General features: G+C 57.5%; 19 protein-coding genes and 2 pseudogenes. 16 read left to right on the forward strand and 5 right to left on the reverse strand.

The window, feature by feature from the left end; genetic code table 11:
• Positions 1-85: 85 nt before the first annotated feature.
• Together VE23_RS21505 and VE23_RS21510 are read left to right on the forward strand one after the other, a co-directional pair.
• The gene (locus VE23_RS21505) at positions 86-490 is read left to right on the forward strand and encodes an acyl-CoA thioesterase (protein ID WP_048748634.1); all 405 of its coding nucleotides are present in this window, start codon (positions 86-88) and stop codon (positions 488-490) included.
• 46 nt (positions 491-536) lie between these two features.
• Positions 537-1,316: a Cof-type HAD-IIB family hydrolase gene (locus VE23_RS21510; protein ID WP_048748633.1), complete on the forward strand. Its 780-nt coding sequence runs from the start codon at positions 537-539 to the stop codon at positions 1,314-1,316.
• A 388-nt stretch (positions 1,317-1,704) separates the two neighbouring features.
• Here VE23_RS21510 and VE23_RS21515 read toward each other — a convergent pair whose 3' ends face one another.
• On the reverse strand, positions 1,705-2,919 hold the full coding sequence (locus tag VE23_RS21515; protein ID WP_048748632.1) for an MFS transporter: 1,215 nt from the start codon (positions 2,917-2,919) through the stop codon (positions 1,705-1,707).
• Between the two features lie 261 nt (positions 2,920-3,180).
• Here VE23_RS21515 and VE23_RS21520 point away from each other — a divergent pair, with 261 nt between their 5' ends.
• Positions 3,181-4,200 carry an NAD(P)/FAD-dependent oxidoreductase gene (locus VE23_RS21520; protein ID WP_069202509.1) on the forward strand — a complete coding sequence of 340 codons (1,020 nt, stop codon included), beginning with the start codon at positions 3,181-3,183 and terminating at the stop codon, positions 4,198-4,200.
• Between the two features lie 1,050 nt (positions 4,201-5,250).
• Here the strand turns inward: VE23_RS21520 and VE23_RS21525 are convergent.
• A complete protein-coding gene (locus VE23_RS21525; protein ID WP_049869071.1) occupies positions 5,251-5,451 on the reverse strand; it encodes a hypothetical protein in 201 nt (66 codons plus the stop codon).
• A gap of 184 nt (positions 5,452-5,635) precedes the next feature.
• Between VE23_RS21525 and VE23_RS27505 the strand changes: the two genes are divergently transcribed.
• The gene (locus VE23_RS27505; RefSeq protein WP_049869072.1) at positions 5,636-6,898 is read left to right on the forward strand and encodes a GIY-YIG nuclease family protein; all 1,263 of its coding nucleotides are present in this window, start codon (positions 5,636-5,638) and stop codon (positions 6,896-6,898) included.
• A 231-nt stretch (positions 6,899-7,129) separates the two neighbouring features.
• Complete coding sequence (locus tag VE23_RS21535; RefSeq protein WP_049869073.1) at positions 7,130-8,002, forward strand: SDR family oxidoreductase; 873 nt, start codon at positions 7,130-7,132, stop codon at positions 8,000-8,002.
• A gap of 312 nt (positions 8,003-8,314) precedes the next feature.
• On the opposite strand, the gene VE23_RS21540 is transcribed toward VE23_RS21535, so the two are convergent.
• On the reverse strand, positions 8,315-9,139 hold the full coding sequence (locus tag VE23_RS21540; protein WP_049869074.1) for an alpha/beta fold hydrolase: 825 nt from the start codon (positions 9,137-9,139) through the stop codon (positions 8,315-8,317).
• Between the two features lie 181 nt (positions 9,140-9,320).
• Between VE23_RS21540 and VE23_RS21545 the strand changes: the two genes are divergently transcribed.
• On the forward strand, positions 9,321-9,821 hold the full coding sequence (locus VE23_RS21545; RefSeq protein WP_048745285.1) for a GNAT family N-acetyltransferase: 501 nt from the start codon (positions 9,321-9,323) through the stop codon (positions 9,819-9,821).
• A gap of 83 nt (positions 9,822-9,904) precedes the next feature.
• Here VE23_RS21545 and VE23_RS26115 read toward each other — a convergent pair.
• Positions 9,905-10,108: pseudogene (locus tag VE23_RS26115) on the reverse strand (glutathione-dependent formaldehyde dehydrogenase); the annotation flags it as partial.
• A 170-nt stretch (positions 10,109-10,278) separates the two neighbouring features.
• Here VE23_RS26115 and VE23_RS21550 point away from each other — a divergent pair.
• The 10 genes and pseudogenes from VE23_RS21550 to VE23_RS21595 all read left to right on the forward strand — a co-directional run bounded on the left by VE23_RS21550 (position 10,279) and on the right by VE23_RS21595 (position 17,486).
• The gene (locus VE23_RS21550) at positions 10,279-10,896 is read left to right on the forward strand and encodes a TVP38/TMEM64 family protein (RefSeq protein WP_049869075.1); all 618 of its coding nucleotides are present in this window, start codon (positions 10,279-10,281) and stop codon (positions 10,894-10,896) included.
• 140 nt (positions 10,897-11,036) lie between these two features.
• Positions 11,037-11,747 (forward strand): TrkA C-terminal domain-containing protein, encoded by a 711-nt coding sequence (locus VE23_RS21555; protein ID WP_049869077.1) that lies wholly within the window; start codon positions 11,037-11,039, stop codon positions 11,745-11,747.
• Positions 11,728-12,204, forward strand: a complete 477-nt coding sequence (locus VE23_RS21560; RefSeq protein ID WP_048745283.1) for a DUF4385 domain-containing protein — start codon at positions 11,728-11,730, stop codon at positions 12,202-12,204. The genes VE23_RS21555 and VE23_RS21560 overlap by 20 nt, the downstream gene beginning before the upstream one ends.
• A gap of 34 nt (positions 12,205-12,238) precedes the next feature.
• Complete coding sequence (locus tag VE23_RS21565) at positions 12,239-12,562, forward strand: thioredoxin family protein (protein WP_048745282.1); 324 nt, start codon at positions 12,239-12,241, stop codon at positions 12,560-12,562.
• Positions 12,563-12,797: 235 nt separating this feature from the next.
• Positions 12,798-13,526, forward strand: coding sequence for an amino acid ABC transporter ATP-binding protein (locus VE23_RS21570; RefSeq protein ID WP_049869078.1), 729 nt, complete (start codon positions 12,798-12,800; stop codon positions 13,524-13,526).
• 28 nt (positions 13,527-13,554) lie between these two features.
• Positions 13,555-14,412: a glutamate ABC transporter substrate-binding protein gene (locus VE23_RS21575; RefSeq protein WP_021878450.1), complete on the forward strand. Its 858-nt coding sequence runs from the start codon at positions 13,555-13,557 to the stop codon at positions 14,410-14,412.
• Between the two features lie 4 nt (positions 14,413-14,416).
• Positions 14,417-15,070 (forward strand): amino acid ABC transporter permease, encoded by a 654-nt coding sequence (locus VE23_RS21580; protein ID WP_048745281.1) that lies wholly within the window; start codon positions 14,417-14,419, stop codon positions 15,068-15,070.
• A 21-nt stretch (positions 15,071-15,091) separates the two neighbouring features.
• Positions 15,092-15,730, forward strand: a pseudogene (locus tag VE23_RS21585) (amino acid ABC transporter permease); the annotation flags it as partial.
• A gap of 171 nt (positions 15,731-15,901) precedes the next feature.
• Positions 15,902-16,663: a TSUP family transporter gene (locus VE23_RS21590; RefSeq protein WP_021878454.1), complete on the forward strand. Its 762-nt coding sequence runs from the start codon at positions 15,902-15,904 to the stop codon at positions 16,661-16,663.
• Between the two features lie 25 nt (positions 16,664-16,688).
• Positions 16,689-17,486, forward strand: coding sequence for an alpha/beta hydrolase (locus VE23_RS21595; RefSeq protein WP_048745280.1), 798 nt, complete (start codon positions 16,689-16,691; stop codon positions 17,484-17,486).
• Positions 17,487-17,688: 202 nt separating this feature from the next.
• Here the strand turns inward: VE23_RS21595 and VE23_RS21600 are convergent, their stop codons facing one another.
• Entirely contained in the window at positions 17,689-18,177 is a 489-nt protein-coding gene (locus tag VE23_RS21600) for a C40 family peptidase (RefSeq protein WP_048745279.1), read from the reverse strand.
• Positions 18,178-18,325: the final 148 nt, after the last annotated feature.

The raw sequence follows: 18,325 nt of genomic DNA on the forward strand, positions 1-18,325 counted from the left end.
CGGCTGCGGCAGCTTCGAATGGGCGTGCTTCCCGCCGTACGGCTGTCGGGGACAAGGAAGCGTAGTCAGGAAGGGGGGCGGTCCGATGGTTTCGGAGCTTGAGCTTGTCGTCCGGTCCACGGAGATCGATGTGAACGGACATGTCAACAACGCCAAGTACCTGGAGTATCTGGAGTGGGGACGGGAAGACTGGTACGAGCGGGCGGGACTGGATTACTCGGCCTTCCTCGAGATGGGCATCCAGACGGTGACGGTCAACGTCAACATCAACTACAGGCGGGAATGCGTGCAGGGAGACCGCCTGACCGTGCGTACGCATCCGCGGCGCGCCGGCCGGACCAGCTATGTCCTGAAGCAGGAGCTCGTGGATGCCGCGGGAGTCGTGAGGGCCGACGCCGAGGTGACGAGCGTCTGCATGGATGCAGCCGAGCGGCGCAGCCGGGAGCTGCCCGATCGGCTGCGCGAAGCGCTTCAGGCAGTGGACGCATAGGATCGTGGAACGCATTTGACATAGAAAATCTAGAGGGGGAATCATCATGACCGGCAAACTGATCTTTTTCGATATCGACGGAACGCTGCTCGACCATGACAAGAACATCCCGGCATCAACCAAGGAGTCCGTGCGGCGGCTCCAGGAAGCGGGCCACGAGGTGGCGATCGCTACGGGACGCGGACCGTTCATGTTCAAGGAAATCCGCGAGGAGCTCGGCATCGAGTCGTTCATCAGCTACAACGGCCAGTATGCGGTCCGCAAGGGCGAGGTGATCGTGCGCAATCCGATCCGTCCGGAATATTTGCAGCGGATTACCGATGCCGCCGTGGCCAACGACCATCCGATCGTGTATATGAACGAAGAGACGATGAAGGCCAATATCGAGCAGCATGACTACATCGACGAGAGCATGAGCTCCCTGGCGCTCAAGAACAAGGTCATGGAATGGGACAAAGAGTATTACATCGGGCGCGAGATCTACCAGTGCCTGCTCTTCTGCACGATCGGCGACGAGCTGAAGTACCGGGAGACGTTCCCGGAGCTGGACTTCATCCGCTGGCATCAGTTCTCGATGGACGTGCTTCCGCTCGGCGGCTCCAAGGCCAAGGGCATCGAGACGTTCGTGAAGCTTGCCGGCGTCCGCCCGGAGGATGTCTACGCGTTCGGCGACGGGCTGAACGACATCGAGATGCTGCAGCTCGTGCACAACAGCGTGGCGATGGGCAATGCGATCGAGAGCGTGCAGAAGGCTGCCAAGCATGTGACGAAGGATGTAGCCGAGGACGGCATCAAGCATGGCCTGGAGCTTGTCGGCCTGCTATAGGTTTCGGCATGGATCGGCTGAATGCGGGCAGCTTCGCGGCAAGATGGCGGGTTCATACTGAACCGTGGATGCCCATGCACGCGAAAAGAATGAATGCCGGTGCAGAGTAAAGGATCGACGCGCAGAGCAAAAGGCTTGCACGCCTTGGCAGAGGCACTCGTGCAGAGGAAAAGCATCAACGCGCAGAGCAAAAGGCATGAATGTGCAGAGCAAAGGCATTCACGCCATTGGCAAAGCAAAACCATGCACGCCGATGGCAGAGCAAAGGCATGAACGTACAGAGCAAAGGCATGCACGTGCAGAGCAGAAGCATGCACGTCAATCCACGCTAAGGAGCCTGCCCAAAAAAACCAGCCGCTGAGCGGCTGGTTTTTTTGGGCATTTCTTGTCAGCTGCGGGCCTCGGCCGTCCGGGTTACCCGCCGCTCGAGATGCCGGGTGCGGATGAGGATGGCTGCGCCGACGAGCATGAGTCCGTTGATGACGAACACGTATCGGATCGGAATCCAGCCGCCCAGCAGCCCTCCGATCATCGGGCCGAGCATCGTCGCGAGCTGGGTAGCGGACTGGTTCAGCCCGAAGGCGCGGCCGCGGAATTCCGGCTCCGTCACTTTCACAATCATGGCGTTCAGGGCCGGATATACGCCGGCGAAGCAGAGGCCGTAAAAGAAGCGGAGCACGCCGAAGCCGACATAGCTGCTGGAGAAAAACTGCAGCAGGTTGCCTATTCCGCCTCCCATCAGGCCGATGACGAGCACGTTCGTATAGCCGATCCGGGAGCCGAACTTGCCCCACTGGGGAGCCGCGATCAGCGTCGCGATGCCGACGGCGGAGAAAATGATGCCGGAGAGCAGCGTGGCGTCGCTCTTGCCTGCCCCGAGCTCGATCACATAGACAGTCAGCAATGGCTCCAAGATCATGACGGAGAACGTTCCCAGCGCGACCAGTCCCAGCATTGTGACGAAGACGCGGTTCGAGAAGGCTTCCTTCAGATCCTGACGGACCGAAGAGCGTACCGTCTTGCGGTTGAAATTCTGCTCCTTGACGAAAAAGACAGCAATAAGAGCGGAGACGAGCACGATGCAGCCCGAAAAGACGAAGCTTTCGCGGTTGCCCATGTAATGGCTGACGATGCCGCCGATGAGCGGGCCTAGAATGCCGCCTGTCGCGCCGGAGGTCGCCATGATGCCGAGCGCGTAGCCGGTCTTCTCCTCCGGAGTATTGGTCGCCACGAGCGCGATTGCCGCGGGCACGTATCCGGCGAGCAGGCCCTGGCCGACGCGGAGCAGCAGGAACAGATAGGGATCGTGGATGAAGAAGGTGAGCATGTACAAGGCCGCGAGGGCGAAGCCGGAGCGGATGAGCATCGGGCGCCTGCCGTATTTGTCCGAGAGGGAGCCCCAGTAGGGAGCGATCAGCGCGCTCGCGAGAAACGTGATGCCGAAAGCAAAACCGGACCAGAGGGTGAGCCGGCTCGAGACGCCAAGCTCGTTATGCAGAAAAATCGGGATGAAGGGGATGGAAATCGAGTAGGCCGTGCTGCAAAAAAAGACGCCGGTCCACAACACAAGGAGGTTGCGCTTCCATAAGAATGAATCCGCCATGAGGGGTATCAAGTCCTTTCTGGGGGCTGGCCGGACCCTGGTTCTAGCCTATATTGGGTTCAAAATTCTTCCTATACCCGGTTGCTTGCGGTGTTCTCCGATCGTTGCCGTCATCTTCCATTCTACTCCTCCCCCTCTCGGAATCCAACCCTCAAAGGCAAGTTGGGCGCAGGGCCAATTCCGGGTATGCCGATTAGCTTCAGCTGAGTTTCGGTAATAATAGCAGGAAGAAAGCTATGCCGGAAGGAGACGAAAAGAGTCATGCGATACGATGTCGTCATTGTCGGGGGCGGACTTGCGGGACTGAGCGCGGCGGTTCAACTGGGCCGCTACAACCATAAGGTGCTGGTCATCGATTCCGATAACGGGAGATCGAACTTCTGCCTTCGTTACCAGAATCTGATCGGCTGGAAGAACGGGGTCAGCGGGCCGGAGCTGCGCCAGGCGGGCAAGGAGCAGGCGGAGAAGGTCGGCGTCGAATTCGTCAAGGGCAAAGCTGTAACAGCGAAGGCGTACGGAGCGGAAGAGTTCGTCATCGAGACGGATGCCGCAGAGCGGTTCGAGGGACGGAGGCTGCTGCTGGCGACAGGCGTCATGGACAGGCTGCCGCCGCTCGAGGGACTGGTTCCGTGTCTCGGCATAAGCATCTACGTGTGCCCGGATTGCGACGGCTACGAGCTGTCGGGCCGGAGGGCGATCGTCATGGGATCGGGAAATCCGGGAGCGCATATGGCGGATATCCTGACTTACTGGACGCCGGATCTGGTTTATGTGAACCATGAAGAGAAGGAGATCGCTCCCGAGCTCATGGACAAGCTCCGGCAGAAGGGCGTCGAAATCATGGAGGAGCCGATCCGCCGACTGATCATCCGGGACGAGCAGCTGCAGGGAATCGTACTGGAGTCGGGCAAGGAAATCGAGGGCGGCAAGGCCTTCGTCGCCTTCGGCGGCAACGAGGTGCGTTCCGGACTGGCGGCGCAGCTCGGCGTCACGCTCCACGGGAACCGCCATATCGAAGCGGATCCGCGCACCAAAATGACGAACATCCGCCATGTGTGGGCTGCAGGCGACGTCCTTGCGCATTCGGAGCAGGCTTCCATCGCCATGGGCGATGGCTGCCAGGCGGCGATCTGGATTCACAAGAGCTTGATCGAGAAGGATGGGAGCAAGGCGCTGAGGCCTTTGGAGGCAGCGGCTGAGCAGGGAATAGAGTTGGAGGAATGCAGGAATGCAGGAATGCAGGAATGTAGGAATGCAGAATGTAGGAATGTAGGGATGTAAAATGTAGGAATGTAGAATGTAGAATGTAGGAGAAGGGGAACGTTTTGCTGCGCATTGGAAACAGGCTGTGGCTGTACTTATCAGCAGTTGCGGGCAACCGTCTGGTTCAGATAGGGCTGACGAATGGCAGGAAGCTTTGCTTCCGGCGATCCGGCAGCCCTCTTTGTGGTCGTGAGAGGTCTCCAGGAGACGAAGCGGCCTATTAGTTGGATTATGGGAGATACAATAGGATGATGGTAGGAACGACAAAGACGGGTTTTCCGCCTTGTTCTTTGAGTTTAGGGCAAATAGGAACGAGTTAGACGAATTTTTCGTCTTATTTCTTGAGTTTAGGGGAGATGGGAACGAGTAAGACGAATTTTTCGTCTTATTCTATGAGTTTAGGAAAAATAGGAACGAGTAAGACGAATTTTTCGTCTTATTCTATGAGTTTAGGAAAAATAGGAACGAGTAAGACGAATTTTTCGTCTTATTCTATGAGTTTAGGAAAAATAGGAACGAGTAAGACGAATTTTTCGTCTTATTCCTTGAGTTTAGGAAAAATAGGAACGAGTAAGACGAATTTTTCGTCTTATTCCATGAGTTTAGGGGATATGGGAACGAGTAAGACGAATTTTTCGTCTTATTCCTTGAGTTTAGGGGGAATAGGAACGATTTAGACGAATTTTTCGTCTTATTCTATGAGTTTAGGAAAAATAGGAACGAGTAAGACGATTTTTCGTCTTATTCCATGAGTTTAGGGGAAATAGGAACGATTTAGACGAATTTTCCGCCTTATTCTGAGTTTAGGGGAGATAGGAACGAGTAAGACGAATTTTTCGTCTTATTCCTTGAGTTTAATTGGAAGCCAGCGTTTAGGATGTCCAGAAATGGAGCGGGTTCTCCGACAATCTGAGTGTGCATGTTGTCGTGGCCCATTCACCGGACCTGACCGTGAAATTCCGGAAACGCTAATCAGCGTAACAGTTGCCGAGCCCGTTTCGGACGGGTGGCCGATCTTTGTCATGACGATTCGGATATCGGCCAGTGGACGTTGGACGGGTTCAGTGTCTACATGCGGCGGTTCTTACAGTCGAGCCGCCCAGCGCGATCCAGCCTTTCGCCAAGCGAGACTTTCCAGCTCTCCAACCGGTTGCTGCGACCGCCGCAAAGGGCTGCGCAAATCCGGACGATACCGTAGAGGCACCAGACCAGTTCGTACGAAGCGCCCACGTCTCTTTCTATGATGGCGCTGGGATTGTTTCGAATCATGGAAACCCTCCTTTCTCCTTATGTCCGTTGTCGGTGACAGCGTATCAAATCGGCCCGCATGAATCCACTTTTTTACATTTTATTGACGGAATGGCTCATCATCTTCCTTTTTCCGTATACCGGCGTTAAAATGAGGCTCTAGAACAAATGTTTGGAGCCGCCGAACAACGGAGGAGGACAGGCGATGCCGTTCCAGTTCAAGGCCGGGGATTATCCCGACACGCCCGGCTGCTACCTGATGCGCGACGCATCGGGCCGTCTGCTGTATGTCGGCAAGTCCAAGAAGCTGAGGAGCCGTCTGCGTTCCTATTTTCATACCAATCATAAACGCAAGCGGCTGAGAGAGCTTGTCGGCCTCATCGATTCCATCGAAGTGCTGCTCGTCAACAACGAAACCGAGAGCCTGCTGCTGGAAAACAATCTGATCAAGATTCATAAGCCGCCTTACAATCGAGCGCTGAAAAAGGACAATAGCGGCTACGCCTACCTGATGCTGACCGCCGAAAGGATTCCAAGGCTGGACGTTTACTATCGCGACCGCCGCGAGCAGGGGAGCGAGACCGCCTCTTCCGCCGAGGCGGCTGGTCAAACATGCCGGCCCTTCCAGTCCAAAGAATCGAATGCTCCGGGCGCCTTGAACGCCTCGAACGAGCCTAACGCTCCCGGCGCATCAAGAAGCGGGTGGAACTCTTCAGCTTCAACAGCCTCGGCTGCGGGCAAGAACAGGGCGACGAATGCGGGACTGGAGCCGAAGCGCTTCGGGCCGTTCGCGAGCGCCCGCTTCCGCAACGAGCTGCTGGAGTTCGTCGCCGACCACTACAAGCTGCGTTCCTGCACCAAGCTGCCCAAGCGGGCTTGCCTGCTCTACCACATCGGCAAATGCAGCGGAATATGCGAAGGCCATATCACCGAGGAGGAGTACGGCGAGAAGGTCAAGCAGGTATCCGAGCTGCTGTTCAGCGGCAGCAAGGAGGCGCTGATCGCGCAGATGTACCGTCAAATGGGCGAATATGCCGAGCAGCTGAAATTCGAGAAAGCCCAGAATATGCTGGGCCATATCCGCAACCTTGAGAAAACGCCGGACAAGCAGATCGTCGACCGCGAGACGAATGTGAACCAGGAGGTTCTGTACTTCGGCGAGGAAGGCGTCATGATCGCCAAGGTTCAGGAAGGCATGCTCCGAGACCTGCAGCTGCACGAGCTGGAGCGCGGGTACGGCGAGGCGGCCTGCGACCGTTTCCTGATCCATCGTTATCGGCACAACACCAAGCCGGACGAGCTCATCGTCAATGCCGTGTCCGATCCGGGAGCGGTTCGCAGGGCGCTCCGCATGCCCGGAGAAGGCCGGGCCCGCCCGCTTCTCATTACGCAGCCCAAGCGCGGATTGAAGCATGCGCTGCTGCAGCTGTGCAAGGAGAACTACGAGTATCGGAAGGGCGGCGGCTGACAGCCGGCCATTGGAGCTTAATTCGGAATGAAGGCTTGCCACCGGATAGTGAGCCTGTCTTCGGACAGCAAGCTTGCCTCCCGGATTTCGAAGCTTGCTTATTCTCCTTCTTGGGTAATAGGACATAGTTTGAACGCAGAGGCCGGGATTTGGAGCCGGCGGCGAGCGGAGATAGATCCGTATCGTGCAGGCTTGACCGGATTCAGGCTATTCTGGAGAGGAGGCGCAGCCATGCAGCAGCCGTTGATGCTCGTTACCGGAGCGAATTCCGGCATGGGTCTGGCTACGACCGTCGAGCTTGCCCGATCGGGAGCAAAGGTCGTCATGCTTTGCCGCGACGCTCGGCGCGGAGCGGAGGCGAGGGAGGAAGCCATCCGGCGCAGCGGATCGGGAGATATCATGCTGATGACAGCCGATCTCGGTTCTCTCGACAGCATTAACCGGTTCACCGAAGATTTCCGTGCCCGCTACTCCCGGCTTGACGTGCTCGTGAACAATGCCGGGGTTGTCACCGTGAAGCGGGAGACGACGGAGGACGGCTTCGAGCGGATGATCGGCGTGAACCATCTGGGTCATTTCGCGCTCGTCCACGGATTGATGGAACCGCTCCTTGCAGCGGGGAGCTCACGGATCGTAATCGTCTCCTCCGGCGCCCATAAGGCGGGCAGCATTCATTTTCCCGACCCGCATCTTACAAAAGGGTTCAATGTCGTCAAGGGGTATGCCCAGTCCAAGCTCGCAAACCTGCTGTTCGCGCTGGAGCTGAGGAAGCGCTACAGCGATCGAGGGATTCACGTGCATGCCCTTCATCCGGGGGCCGTTTCGACCAGTCTTGGCGTCAGCCGCGACACCGGCTTCGGCAAGGCTGTCTACAAGCTGCTGAACCCGTTCTTCCAGACGGCTGAGGCAGGCGCTTCTACGGCCATCTACCTGGCACTGTCGGAAGAGGGAGAAGAGGAAGGAAGCCTGTATTATATCAAAAGCAAGCCGGCCGAGCCTTCCCGCAAGGCTTTGGATGAAGAAATGGCCGCTCGGCTCTGGCGATGGAGCCAGCAACAGACCGGCTTGGTCTGGAGCGAGCCGCCGGCAGCCGTACTCCGCTGAGCTGCGGGATGCGAGCGCTTAGGTCCCAATAGACAAAAAGGCAGCCGGAACTTCCGGCTGCCTTTTCCTTGTATGGCCGAGCGAAACCTCTCTTACCCGGTCCTTCAGCCTTCACGCTCCAGCTTCACGCCCCAGCTTCACGCCCCAGCTTCACGCTCCAGCTTCACGCTCCAGCTTCACGCTCCAGCTCCACGCTCCAGCTCCACGCTCCAGCTCCACGCTCCAGCTTCACGCCCCAGCTTCACACTCCAGCATCTCGCACCAGCTTCTCACCATCTTCTCGCTCCAGCCTTTCATCGTCTTCCAAGCTTCTCATGCTTGCGGCCGGACTGCCGCCAGGAAATCCTCCAGCCTGCGCTGGAACAGCTCCGCCTCGTCGAACAGCAGGCCGTGCCCGCTCTTCTCGAACCGATAGGCGGCCGCTCCGGGCAGAGCGGCCGCGAGCTGTTCGGAGGCGGCTCGCGGGACAATGCGGTCGTGAACGCCGTAAAAGACGGCGGAAGGCAGCCCTGCGAGCCTGTTCAGCTCTCCGCTCAAATCCTCGGCCAGCGCCGCCTCGGCCCCCGAGACGGTTCCGGCCAGCGAGGCTTCCAGCCCGAGCGAGGCGAACCAGCTCATGAATTCGGGGCTGTGGTAGCGGTAAAACATTTGTTTGGCATACCCGGTCACCATAGCCGGACGGTCGGCCTTGGCTTTGTCGATCAGATCCTTCGTTTGAGCCGCATTCAAGCCATGGGGCCACTCGGCGCTCCTGGCAAGGGAGACGGCGGCGGAGACAAGGGCGAGTCCGGCCAGCTTCTGCTTGCCGTGGCGGACCGCATACCGGATCGAGGCTCCTCCTCCGGTGGAGAAGCCGGCCAGCACAAATCGTTCAAGGCGGAGCGACTGTCTGATATCTTCCAAATCGTCAGCGGTCTGGTCATGGGAATAACCGTTCCATGCGGCGTCCGAACGGCCGAAGCCTCTCAAATCCGGAGCGATGCATCGATAGCCGAGAGCGGGCAGCCGCGCCAGCTGCGCATCGAAGATCCGATGGTTCAGAGGCCATCCGTGAACCAGCAGCAAGGGAACGCCTGCGGAGGGGCCGGAGACATGGACATAGAGGGCGGTGCCGTCCCGGGTTTCAATATAAGGCATGCTGGACCTCCTTTGGACCAAATAAGACTGGACTAAGAGGATATGTCCGCCTTCTTTTTCTTATGAGAAATGTTCTTTCCCTTTTCCTCCTCGCAGAGGCTTCTATTCGAATTCCGGACATGCGATTATACTGGGATTAGACAGAGAGTGGACAAGGAGAGTGTGAGGAGAAATGGAACCTATGACCCCTGATCAGAAAACGGAAATCATCCGTGAAGAGAAATTCGAGATCGTAATCGTCGGCAAGCGGGACCGGGATCTGCATGAGCTGATAGGCAGGCTCGACGAGGAGCTGCTGGAGCGTTATCCCGCCGATGAGATTTTCGGGCTTGATTTTGACAGTCCCAAAGCGGATGAGACGACGTTCGCAGTCGCCTATCTCGGCAGCCGTCCGGTCGCCTGCGGGGCGTTCCGTCCTCTGGAAGAGCCGTATGCGGAGATCAAGCGCTTCTTCGTGGAGAGGGACAGCCGCAAGCTGGGCATCGCTTCCCGCATGCTGGCCTATCTGGAGCGCAAGGCAGCCGAGGCCGGACATGCCGTCATGAGACTGGAGACCGGGGAGGCGCAGCCGGAAGCGGTCGGCTTGTACAGCAAGTTCGGCTACGAGGTCATTCCGGCATACGGCGAATACGCCGGCTGCGAATCCAGCCTGTGCATGGAGAAAAAGTTGAACAATCGATAGATCGACGCCGGAAAAAAAGGCTGCCGGAGAACTCCTTCAACCTTGCAGGAGATAACCGGCAGCCTGTTTGTTTTGATCATCTGTTACGGTTTCAAAGCGACCTTGATGCAGTCTTCCTTCTTGGTGTCGAACACATCGTATTGATGCTCCGCCTCGCTGAGCGGCAGGCGGTGGGTGATGCTATCCGTCGGATCGAACACGCCTTCCTTGATCTGCTTGTACAGCTCGGGCACGTAGTGGATGACGGGGGCCTGGCCCATGCGCAGACTGATGTTCCACTCGAACAGGCTGTATCGGAATAGACGAAGTAGGCGCCTGTATCGTGATTGTCGTTGGAGTGGCCGCATTGGCTCTCCATCTGGTTCTGGCAGAAGAAGCATTGCCCGCCGTGTAGCCCTAATTTGAGTTTCTAACCGGACTGTATGTAGAATGAAAACATAAGGAGGCGGGAGCCGGGATGAACAAATTCAAATGGCTGTCGGCAGCCGCATATGCCGCCGTTCTGGCGGCCGTCTACTTCTATCATCAGCCGATTATCGCCTGGATGAAGGCTGGCAACGCCCCGGCGGCGCTGATGGCCCTGGCGGCGGCAGGCTTCGCTTTCTTTCCGATTATTCCGTACGGAATCGTGATCGGCGCGCTTGGCTATATGTACGGTCCTCTCGCGGGAGGGCTCATCAGCCTGTTCGGGGCATGGACAGCGGCGCTGCTGATGTTCGGCGCGCTGCGCTATTTCTTCCAGGACAAGGGACGCCAGTGGCTGGGCAAGGTCAGGCATCTGGACGGCTTCGTGCGCATGACGGAGCGCCATCCCTTCCTGTCCATCCTGATCGCCAGGATGATTCCGGTCATTCCGCAGTATGCGGTCAACGCTTATGCCGCCGTCGCGGGGATTCCTTTCGCGCTGTATGCGGCGGCTTCGGCGCTTGGCAAGGTGCCCGCCATGCTTGTCTATGCGTACGCCGGCCAAAGCCTTGCCGCCCATCCTTCCCGCATCGTCGCCCTGGCAGTGGGGTATATCGCTTTTCTCGGGCTGGTCCTGATCGCCTACAGACGTCTGGCGTCGCGTTCCTGAGAGAGGTTGAATGAGACGGACCCTTCTCGGGTAGAAGAAAGGTAAGGGAACGATGCGGGCGGCCGATCCGGGGGAACCGTAAGCTGCCGGCGATCCGACACGCGCTCCCGGACAAGGGAACAGGAAAGGTGCCGACATCCATGGGCTATGCCTTTATCGCGCTTTACTTGCTGATTATCCTGATGGTGCTCCGTCTAAGCACGATCCTGCTCGTCATGACCGGAATGGAGCCGAGCCAGTCCAGCTTCCAGGCTGCTTCCATGCTGACAGGGGCAGGCTTCACGACGTCCGAATCGGAGCTCGTCCTGCGCCACCCTGTCCGCCGCCGGATCGGTCTGGCGCTCATTCTATTCGGCGCCTTCTCCTTGGCGGTGCTTATCTCGGTCATCAGCAGCCTCATCTCCGAGAACGACCATATGTCCGTGCTGGCGGCTGTGGCTGCCCTGCTCGCCTGCGCCTGGCTTCTTCTGAGAGTGCCTGCGGTCAACCGCCGAGTCGCCCACTGGATCGCGAACCGGGTTCCGTCCCATACGGAAGGAGCTCCGGTTCCGGTGGAGGAGCTGGCGGACGACCTGCACCAGGAGGACGTCATGGGCATCCAGATCGCGGAGGATTCGCCATGGCTCGGCTTGACCTTGAGGGAAGCGCTGCCCGAGGGCGAGGAGATCGTCCCTCTGGCCATCAAGCGCGACGGCCGCAAGATCCGCAAGGACCGTTGGGAGACGCCGATCGAAGCCGGCGACTTCGTGCTGCTGTATGGCGAGGAGGAAGCGATCCAAGCTTCTTGCCGGGCGGTTTCGGCTTCCGGGGCGCCGTCAAGGAGGAACGCCGATGACGGTGAGGAAAGGTAGGAAATTCGACTACGGAATGGATTTCGCAGCCATCGATTTCCGCAGTCGGCCCGAACTGTACACGGTCGGCAGGGGAGAGCAGGGCGTGCTCATGATCGAGCCGTACAAGAGCGAGATTCTTCCTTTTTGGCGTTTCAAAACACCGGATGCAGCGGAGGAGTCCTCCCGAAAGATCCTGGAGCTGTTTCGCGGTTATAAGGAAACAGCTGACTTTCCCGGCATGGACATGGCACGCAAATTTCTGCAGATGGGCTATACGAGAGCGAGAAGGTACGCCAATCATCGGAGCGGCCGCAAGTACGACCCGGAGACGGGAAAGGAATTGCCGCGGGAAATCGACGAGGTTAAGGCCCGTTCCGCAGCTATTTTCAAGGAAGCCTGGGATTCAGCCCGGAAAGACCCGGATTATATTCGAATGAAGCAGGAGCATATAATCAATTACGAGCAGGAAGGTTAGGCTTTCTGTCCCAAAGGAAGGCAGGAAAGAACGGATGGCTTTGACGGAAATGAACGAAAACACCTTCCTCGCGCTTGGGCGCATCCACCGCAGGGAGGCTCTTTTCTTTTCGACCCCCTTATGCGGAACATGCCGGGTGGCGGAGAGGCTGCTGGAAGCTGCCGCTTCCATCGGCGGCACGGTGCCGGTGAGCAAAATCAATATCAACTTCGCTCCGAAGCTGCGCGAGAAGTGGCAAATCCGAAGCGTGCCCGCGCTTGTCATTCTGGAGAACGGCCAGCCGGTCGAGACCGTCTATGCGATGCAATCGGCGGCAGCGCTGTTTATGAGGCTGAAGAAACCGGGTATAGAGGCTTAATGGAAGAACCTGGGCCTAAAGGGCTAAAATCTTTCTTATTCATGGGAAAATATCTTTCATGAGTAAGAATTCATTTCTTTTTGTAACCGCTTGCTATGACATGGAGGAGAAAATTTTCGGCATATAGTTCAAAATGAGCAGATTATAAGTTATGATAGTTAACATATTCTTATTGAAAAAAGCGTAACAGCACGATCAGCCTCTTACTTTCACTTTATCGGAACGGAGGTATGCCATGATTTCTTTCCGGCAGGTCAACAAGCACTTCGGGAATTTTCATGTCCTTCAGGACATCAGCCTCGATATCGCCGAAGGCGAGGTCGTCGTCATCATCGGGCCTTCCGGATCGGGCAAAAGCACGCTTCTGCGCTGCATCAACCGGCTGGAGGACATCTCGGACGGCGTGCTTGAGGTGGACGGCGCGGCCGTGCATGACAAGGGGACGGACATCAACGCTCTCCGCCGCCGCATCGGCATGGTTTTCCAGCATTTCAACCTGTATCCGCATCTCAAGGTCATCGACAATATTACGCTCGCTCCGGTGAATGCCGGAGGGGTAAGCAAGGAAGAAGCGCGCAAGACCGCCAAGATGTATCTCGAAAAGGTCGGCATTCCCGACAAGGCGGATTCATACCCGTCCGAGCTGTCGGGCGGCCAGCAGCAGCGGGTTGCCATTGCCAGAGGCCTGGCCATGAAGCCCAAGATCATGCTGTTCGACGAGCCGACCTCGGCGCTGGATCCGGAGGTCATCGGAGAGGTGCTCAGCGTCATGAAGCTGCTTGCCAAGGAAGGCATGACAATGGTCGTCGTTACCCATGAGATGGGCTTTGCCCGCGAAGTGGCGGACCGGGTCGTGTTCATGGACGGCGGACGGATCGTCGAGGAAGCGAAGCCGGCGGACTTCTTCGAACGTCCGCAGCAGCCTCGCGCCCGCGACTTCCTGAGCCGGGTCATCAACCACTAAACCAGATAAAGAAAAGGGGAAACGGACAATGAAGAAAAACAAGCTTTGGGGCGCAGGCGCGTCTCTGCTGCTGGCAGTTGCCCTCGTGGTTTCCGGATGCGGCGCGAAAAACGATAACAATGGAGGCGGCTCCGCAAGCAACGGTTCCGCTGGAGGCAGCGAGGAATCAGGCGTCATCAAGGATATCAAGGACCGCGGCAAGCTCATCGTCGGCGTCAAATACGACACGAAGCTGTTCGGCCTCAAGGATACGGCTTCCGGCAACGTCGAAGGCTTCGACATCGACATCTCCAAGGCGATCGCCAAGAAGATCTTCGGCGACGAGAGCAAGATCGAGCTCAAGGAAGTAACGAGCAAGACCCGCATCCAGATGCTCGACAACGGCGACATCGATCTCATCGTCGCGACGATGACGATTACCGACGAGCGCAAGAAGCAGGTCGACTTCTCCGACGTGTACTTCAAAGCCGGCCAGTCGCTGCTCGTCAAGCAAGGCAGCCCGATCACAGGCCTGAAGGACATCACGAAGGATTCCAAGGTGCTTGGCGTCAAAGGAGCGACTTCAATCAAGAACATCGAAGACAAGGTCCCGGGCTTGCGCGTGATGCAGTTCGAGAATTACCAGGAAGCTTTCGCCGCTCTGAAGGCGGGCAAAGGAGATACGCTCACGACCGACAACGCCATTCTGTACGGCATGGCCAAGCAAGATCCGGGCTACACGGTCGTAGGCGGCACGTTCACGGATGAGCCTTATGGCATCGCCGCCAAGAAAGGCAATACCGACCTTGTCGCTCTGGTCAACGAAACGCTGAAAGAAATGAAGGACAGCGGCGAATACGCCACCATCTATGAAAAATGGATAGGCGAGAAGCCTCCGACGGAGTAGGCCTATGCTGGACTTCTCGGTACTGACCAACAACATGGACGATTACCTCGAAGGATTCAAGTATACGATCTATGCCAGCCTGCTTGGGCTGGCAGGCAGTTTCGTGCTCGGCACGCTGATCGCTGTGTTCCGCATTTCGCCTTTTGCGGCTCTTCGCGGCTTCGGCACGGCTTATGTGGAATTTTTCCGCAATATTCCACTGCTTCTGGTCGTTTTCCTTTTCTATTACGGTCTGTCTTCGTTTGGGCTTCAACTGGATGGGTTTACCTCCGGAACTCTGGGACTTATGGTATACACGTCTTCCTTCATTGCCGAAGCGATCCGTGCCGGAATCCAGTCCGTACCGGCAGGGCAGATGGAGGCAGCCCGCTCGACGGGATTGACGTACGTTCAGGCCATGAGATTCATCATTCTGCCTCAGGCAGTCCGTATCGTAATTCCGCCGATCAGCAACCAGTTCCTGAACTTGGTCAAAAACTCCTCCATCCTGGGAGTATTCGCCGGATTGGATCTCATGTATTTCGGCGATCAAGTAAATCTGGACACTTACGATGCGGTCAGCACGTACTTGTTCGTAGGAATGTTTTATCTTATTTTGACTTTTCCGCTTGCCTATGCGACCCGCGTATTGGAGCGGCGGATGGCCAATGCGGCTTAGGTCGGGAGGAGGACGCGACATATGGACTTTGGAGGCGCCTATTCCTGGCATAATCTGCGATTTATACTGGAAGGCTTCGGCTATACGCTGAAACTTGCCTTTGTTGCTATAATATTGAGCTTTGTTCTGGGCGTTGCGAGCGGAGTCATCCGTTACGCGCGAATTCCGGTTTTGTCGGCTATCGTCGGCGCGATTGTAGAGACACTCCGCAATTTGCCGCTGCTGCTGCTCATTTTGTTTGCCTATATCGCGCTTCCCCAGATGGGCATCAAACTATCGATTTTCTGGGCGTCTGTATTGGCACTGACGGCATTCGAGGCTGCGATGATTTCCGAAATTGTCCGCAGCGGGCTGGCGTCTGTCCATAAAGGACTGATTGAAGCAGCGCGCTCCTCGGGTCTCACGTACATCCAGACCCTCCGGCATATCATTTTGCCGATAGGTCTTCGCCGGATGGTTCCGCCTACAGTCAGCCAGTTCATCTCGCTGCTGAAGGACACGTCACTGGCCGTCATTATTTCCGCGCCGGAGCTCATGCACAATGTAGGCATTGTGAGAGGCCAGCAGGAATCATACTTCTTCCCGGTTATCTTCCTCGCCGCCCTCCTCTACTTCCTCGTCAACTACGGCCTCTCCCTGCTTTCCAAGCGATTGGAAGTGAACGAGGGAGCGCGCCGCAAGCCGACCGGAAAGAAGGCGGGGCCGGGAGCGGGAACCAAAGCAGCTGCAGAAGCCTGAACATCCCGACGGGGCATGGACATCCATGCCCCGTTCGCTTTACAATGAACTCACTTGCCGTCCACTTTATGACAAACGGGGTCGAAAACATTCATGACAGGGGACATCTTCGCTTTAGTGGCGGCCGGGGGTTTTCTGGCCGCATTTGTCGATTCTGTCGTCGGAGGCGGAGGCCTCGTCTCCGTGCCCGTCCTGCTGACGGCCGGACTGCCGCCGCATCTGGCGCTCGGGACGAACAAGCTTGCCGGCACGATGGGCTCGCTTACGAGCACGCTTGCTTTCATGCGATCCGGCAAGGTGGAGATGAGTGTCGTCAAGCGGCTGTTCCCGCTGACACTCATCGGCTCAGCATGCGGCACGCTGCTCTTGCAAGCGGTGCCATCCGCATGGCTGAAGCCGCTTGTCGTGGTGCTGCTGCTGGCCATCACCGTATATACGCTGCTCAAGCGCAGCTGGGGCGGCGAAGGCGTTTACCGCGGCAGCCTGACACGCCGGGCGGGCCTGCTGCTGGCTGCCGCGGCTCTGCTCATCGGCGGCTACGACGGCTTTTTCGGACCCGGAACGGGATCGTTCCTCATCTTCGCCTTCCTTATGGCAGGGTTCGACTTCGTCCGAGCGGCGGGAAATGCCAAGGTGCTCAACTTCGGCAGCAACATCGCCAGCCTCATTACGTTCGCAGGCCTGGGAAGCATCGATTGGACAATCGGCCTGACGATGGGCGTCTTCATGGTCGCCGGCTCGCTCGCCGGATCCCGGCTCGCCATCCGCCAGGGAGCCAAGTACGTTCGGCCCCTGTTCATTGCCGTCAGCTCGTTGTTGATCCTCAAGCAGATCTGGGATCTCGCATCCCGCTAATCTATCGATGAAGGGAAGTCTTTCGATGGCACTTATCCAATGCGATTTTTTCTCCGACGTTCTCGGCTTGTCCTGTTCCATGAACGTAATCCTGCCGCAGCAGACGACCCGTCAGATCGGGATGGAAGGAAAGGCGGGAGAAGGCGGCCGCTACCCGGTGCTGTACCTTCTCCATGGCCTTTCGGACGACCATTCCATCTGGCTGAGGCGCACATCCATTGAACGGTATGCAGCCGGACTCGGCCTTGCCGTCGTCATGCCGGCCGTGCATCGCGGCTTCTACACGGACATGCATCGCGGCGGGCGGTACTGGACCTTCGTAAGCGAGGAGCTGCCGGAGCTCGCCTGCCAGTTCTTCCCGATCTCGCGACAGCGGGAAGACAGCTTTGCAGCCGGCCTGTCTATGGGCGGATACGGAGCGATGAAGCTGGGCCTTGCGCGCCCGGACCGTTTCGCGGCCGTCGCCAGCTTGTCAGGGGCGATGGACACCCGCCGCCGATACGATCAGGGCGTGACGGAACGTCAGGAGATCGAGAATATATTCGGTCCGGAGGAGCAGCTTCCCGGCAGCATCAATGATCTGTTCCACTTGGCGGAGCAGACGGCGGCGCTCCCGGCGGAGCGGCAGCCGATGCTGTATCAATGCTGCGGAACCGAGGACTTCTTGTATGAAGAGAACGTCGAGTTCAAGGAGCATGCTCTTCGTCTCGGCCTGCCGCTTCATTATGAGGAAGGACCGGGCGAGCATGAATGGGGATATTGGGATGCGGCGATCCAGCGCGTGCTGGCGTGGCTCCCGCTCAAGGAAGAAGCGCGCTCGTAGGAGCGCGCTTTTTTTCATGGGAAGCCGGCTTCCACGGATTGCCTGCAACCGTAGAGCCCGGAGATGCGTCAAAGGTAACATAGAGGAAAAAGACAATGGGCAGACTGCTTCTGTGCGCATTGTGATCCCGCAGCATTTCCTCGGGAAGACAAAAAAAGCTCCCCGAAGGGAGCTGATCGATCCGGCAGCGGCCGAGCTTGTCCTAGAGGACGCGGCGAGCCGTGTTGTAGTGGTCTTTCCACCAGCCGGAGTTGATGGTACTGGTCGTGACGCCCGGCTTGCCGTAGGTGTGAACGATTTTGCCGCCGCCGATGTACATGCCGACATGCGTTACAGGAGAGTAGAAGAAGACGAGATCCCCGGGCTTGAGATTGCTCTTGGAGACGTAGGTGCCGACCTTGGATTGTGCTTTGGACGTACGCGGAAGCGTGATGCCTGCTTTCTTGTAGGCGTACTTCATCAAGCTGGAGCAGTCGAAGTACTTGGTCGTGCTGGTCGAAGCGCCGAATTTGTAAGGAGTGCCCATCTGCGCTTTGGCGGCATTGATGACGGTCGTGGCTTTCGAGGAAGCCGATGCGGTTGCCGCCTCTGCTTTCGGTGCCGACAGGAGAGCGCCTCCGGAAATGGCGATGCTAAGTGCAATCGCAGCGGCTGCGATTTTTTTTGTAAGTTGGTTGAGGTTGTATTTCATGATGTATGATTCCTCTCTTCTTGTGGAAGTATTGGAGCGGCTGATCAATTCCGCATAAACACCATAACACAGCTGAAAGCTGCCAACCCTTTCCTCTGAGACCTAAGAACTAGATTTCATGCGGCTTTCTGGCCTTTTGTGAGAATAA

The sequence above is a fragment of the Paenibacillus sp. D9 genome (genome assembly GCF_001188365.1).
GTDB classification, from domain to species: Bacteria; Bacillota; Bacilli; order Paenibacillales; family Paenibacillaceae; genus Paenibacillus_O; species Paenibacillus_O humicus.

Coding starts and splice junctions, on each gene's coding strand:
- VE23_RS21515 (WP_048748632.1), bottom strand. CDS start 2,919: ATGGCGGATTCATTCTTATGGAAGCGCAACCTCCTTGTGTTGTGGACC.
- VE23_RS21525 (WP_049869071.1), bottom strand. CDS start 5,451: ATGATTCGAAACAATCCCAGCGCCATCATAGAAAGAGACGTGGGCGCT.
- VE23_RS21565 (WP_048745282.1), top strand. CDS start 12,239: ATGGCTTTGACGGAAATGAACGAAAACACCTTCCTCGCGCTTGGGCGC.
- VE23_RS21545 (WP_048745285.1), top strand. CDS start 9,321: ATGACCCCTGATCAGAAAACGGAAATCATCCGTGAAGAGAAATTCGAG.
- VE23_RS21550 (WP_049869075.1), top strand. CDS start 10,279: ATGAACAAATTCAAATGGCTGTCGGCAGCCGCATATGCCGCCGTTCTG.
- VE23_RS21535 (WP_049869073.1), top strand. CDS start 7,130: ATGCAGCAGCCGTTGATGCTCGTTACCGGAGCGAATTCCGGCATGGGT.
- VE23_RS21555 (WP_049869077.1), top strand. CDS start 11,037: ATGGGCTATGCCTTTATCGCGCTTTACTTGCTGATTATCCTGATGGTG.
- VE23_RS21520 (WP_069202509.1), top strand. CDS start 3,181: ATGCGATACGATGTCGTCATTGTCGGGGGCGGACTTGCGGGACTGAGC.
- VE23_RS21590 (WP_021878454.1), top strand. CDS start 15,902: ATGACAGGGGACATCTTCGCTTTAGTGGCGGCCGGGGGTTTTCTGGCC.
- VE23_RS21595 (WP_048745280.1), top strand. CDS start 16,689: ATGGCACTTATCCAATGCGATTTTTTCTCCGACGTTCTCGGCTTGTCC.
- VE23_RS21560 (WP_048745283.1), top strand. CDS start 11,728: ATGACGGTGAGGAAAGGTAGGAAATTCGACTACGGAATGGATTTCGCA.
- VE23_RS21580 (WP_048745281.1), top strand. CDS start 14,417: ATGCTGGACTTCTCGGTACTGACCAACAACATGGACGATTACCTCGAA.
- VE23_RS21575 (WP_021878450.1), top strand. CDS start 13,555: ATGAAGAAAAACAAGCTTTGGGGCGCAGGCGCGTCTCTGCTGCTGGCA.
- VE23_RS21600 (WP_048745279.1), bottom strand. CDS start 18,177: ATGAAATACAACCTCAACCAACTTACAAAAAAAATCGCAGCCGCTGCG.
- VE23_RS21540 (WP_049869074.1), bottom strand. CDS start 9,139: ATGCCTTATATTGAAACCCGGGACGGCACCGCCCTCTATGTCCATGTC.
- VE23_RS21510 (WP_048748633.1), top strand. CDS start 537: ATGACCGGCAAACTGATCTTTTTCGATATCGACGGAACGCTGCTCGAC.
- VE23_RS27505 (WP_049869072.1), top strand. CDS start 5,636: ATGCCGTTCCAGTTCAAGGCCGGGGATTATCCCGACACGCCCGGCTGC.
- VE23_RS21505 (WP_048748634.1), top strand. CDS start 86: ATGGTTTCGGAGCTTGAGCTTGTCGTCCGGTCCACGGAGATCGATGTG.
- VE23_RS21570 (WP_049869078.1), top strand. CDS start 12,798: ATGATTTCTTTCCGGCAGGTCAACAAGCACTTCGGGAATTTTCATGTC.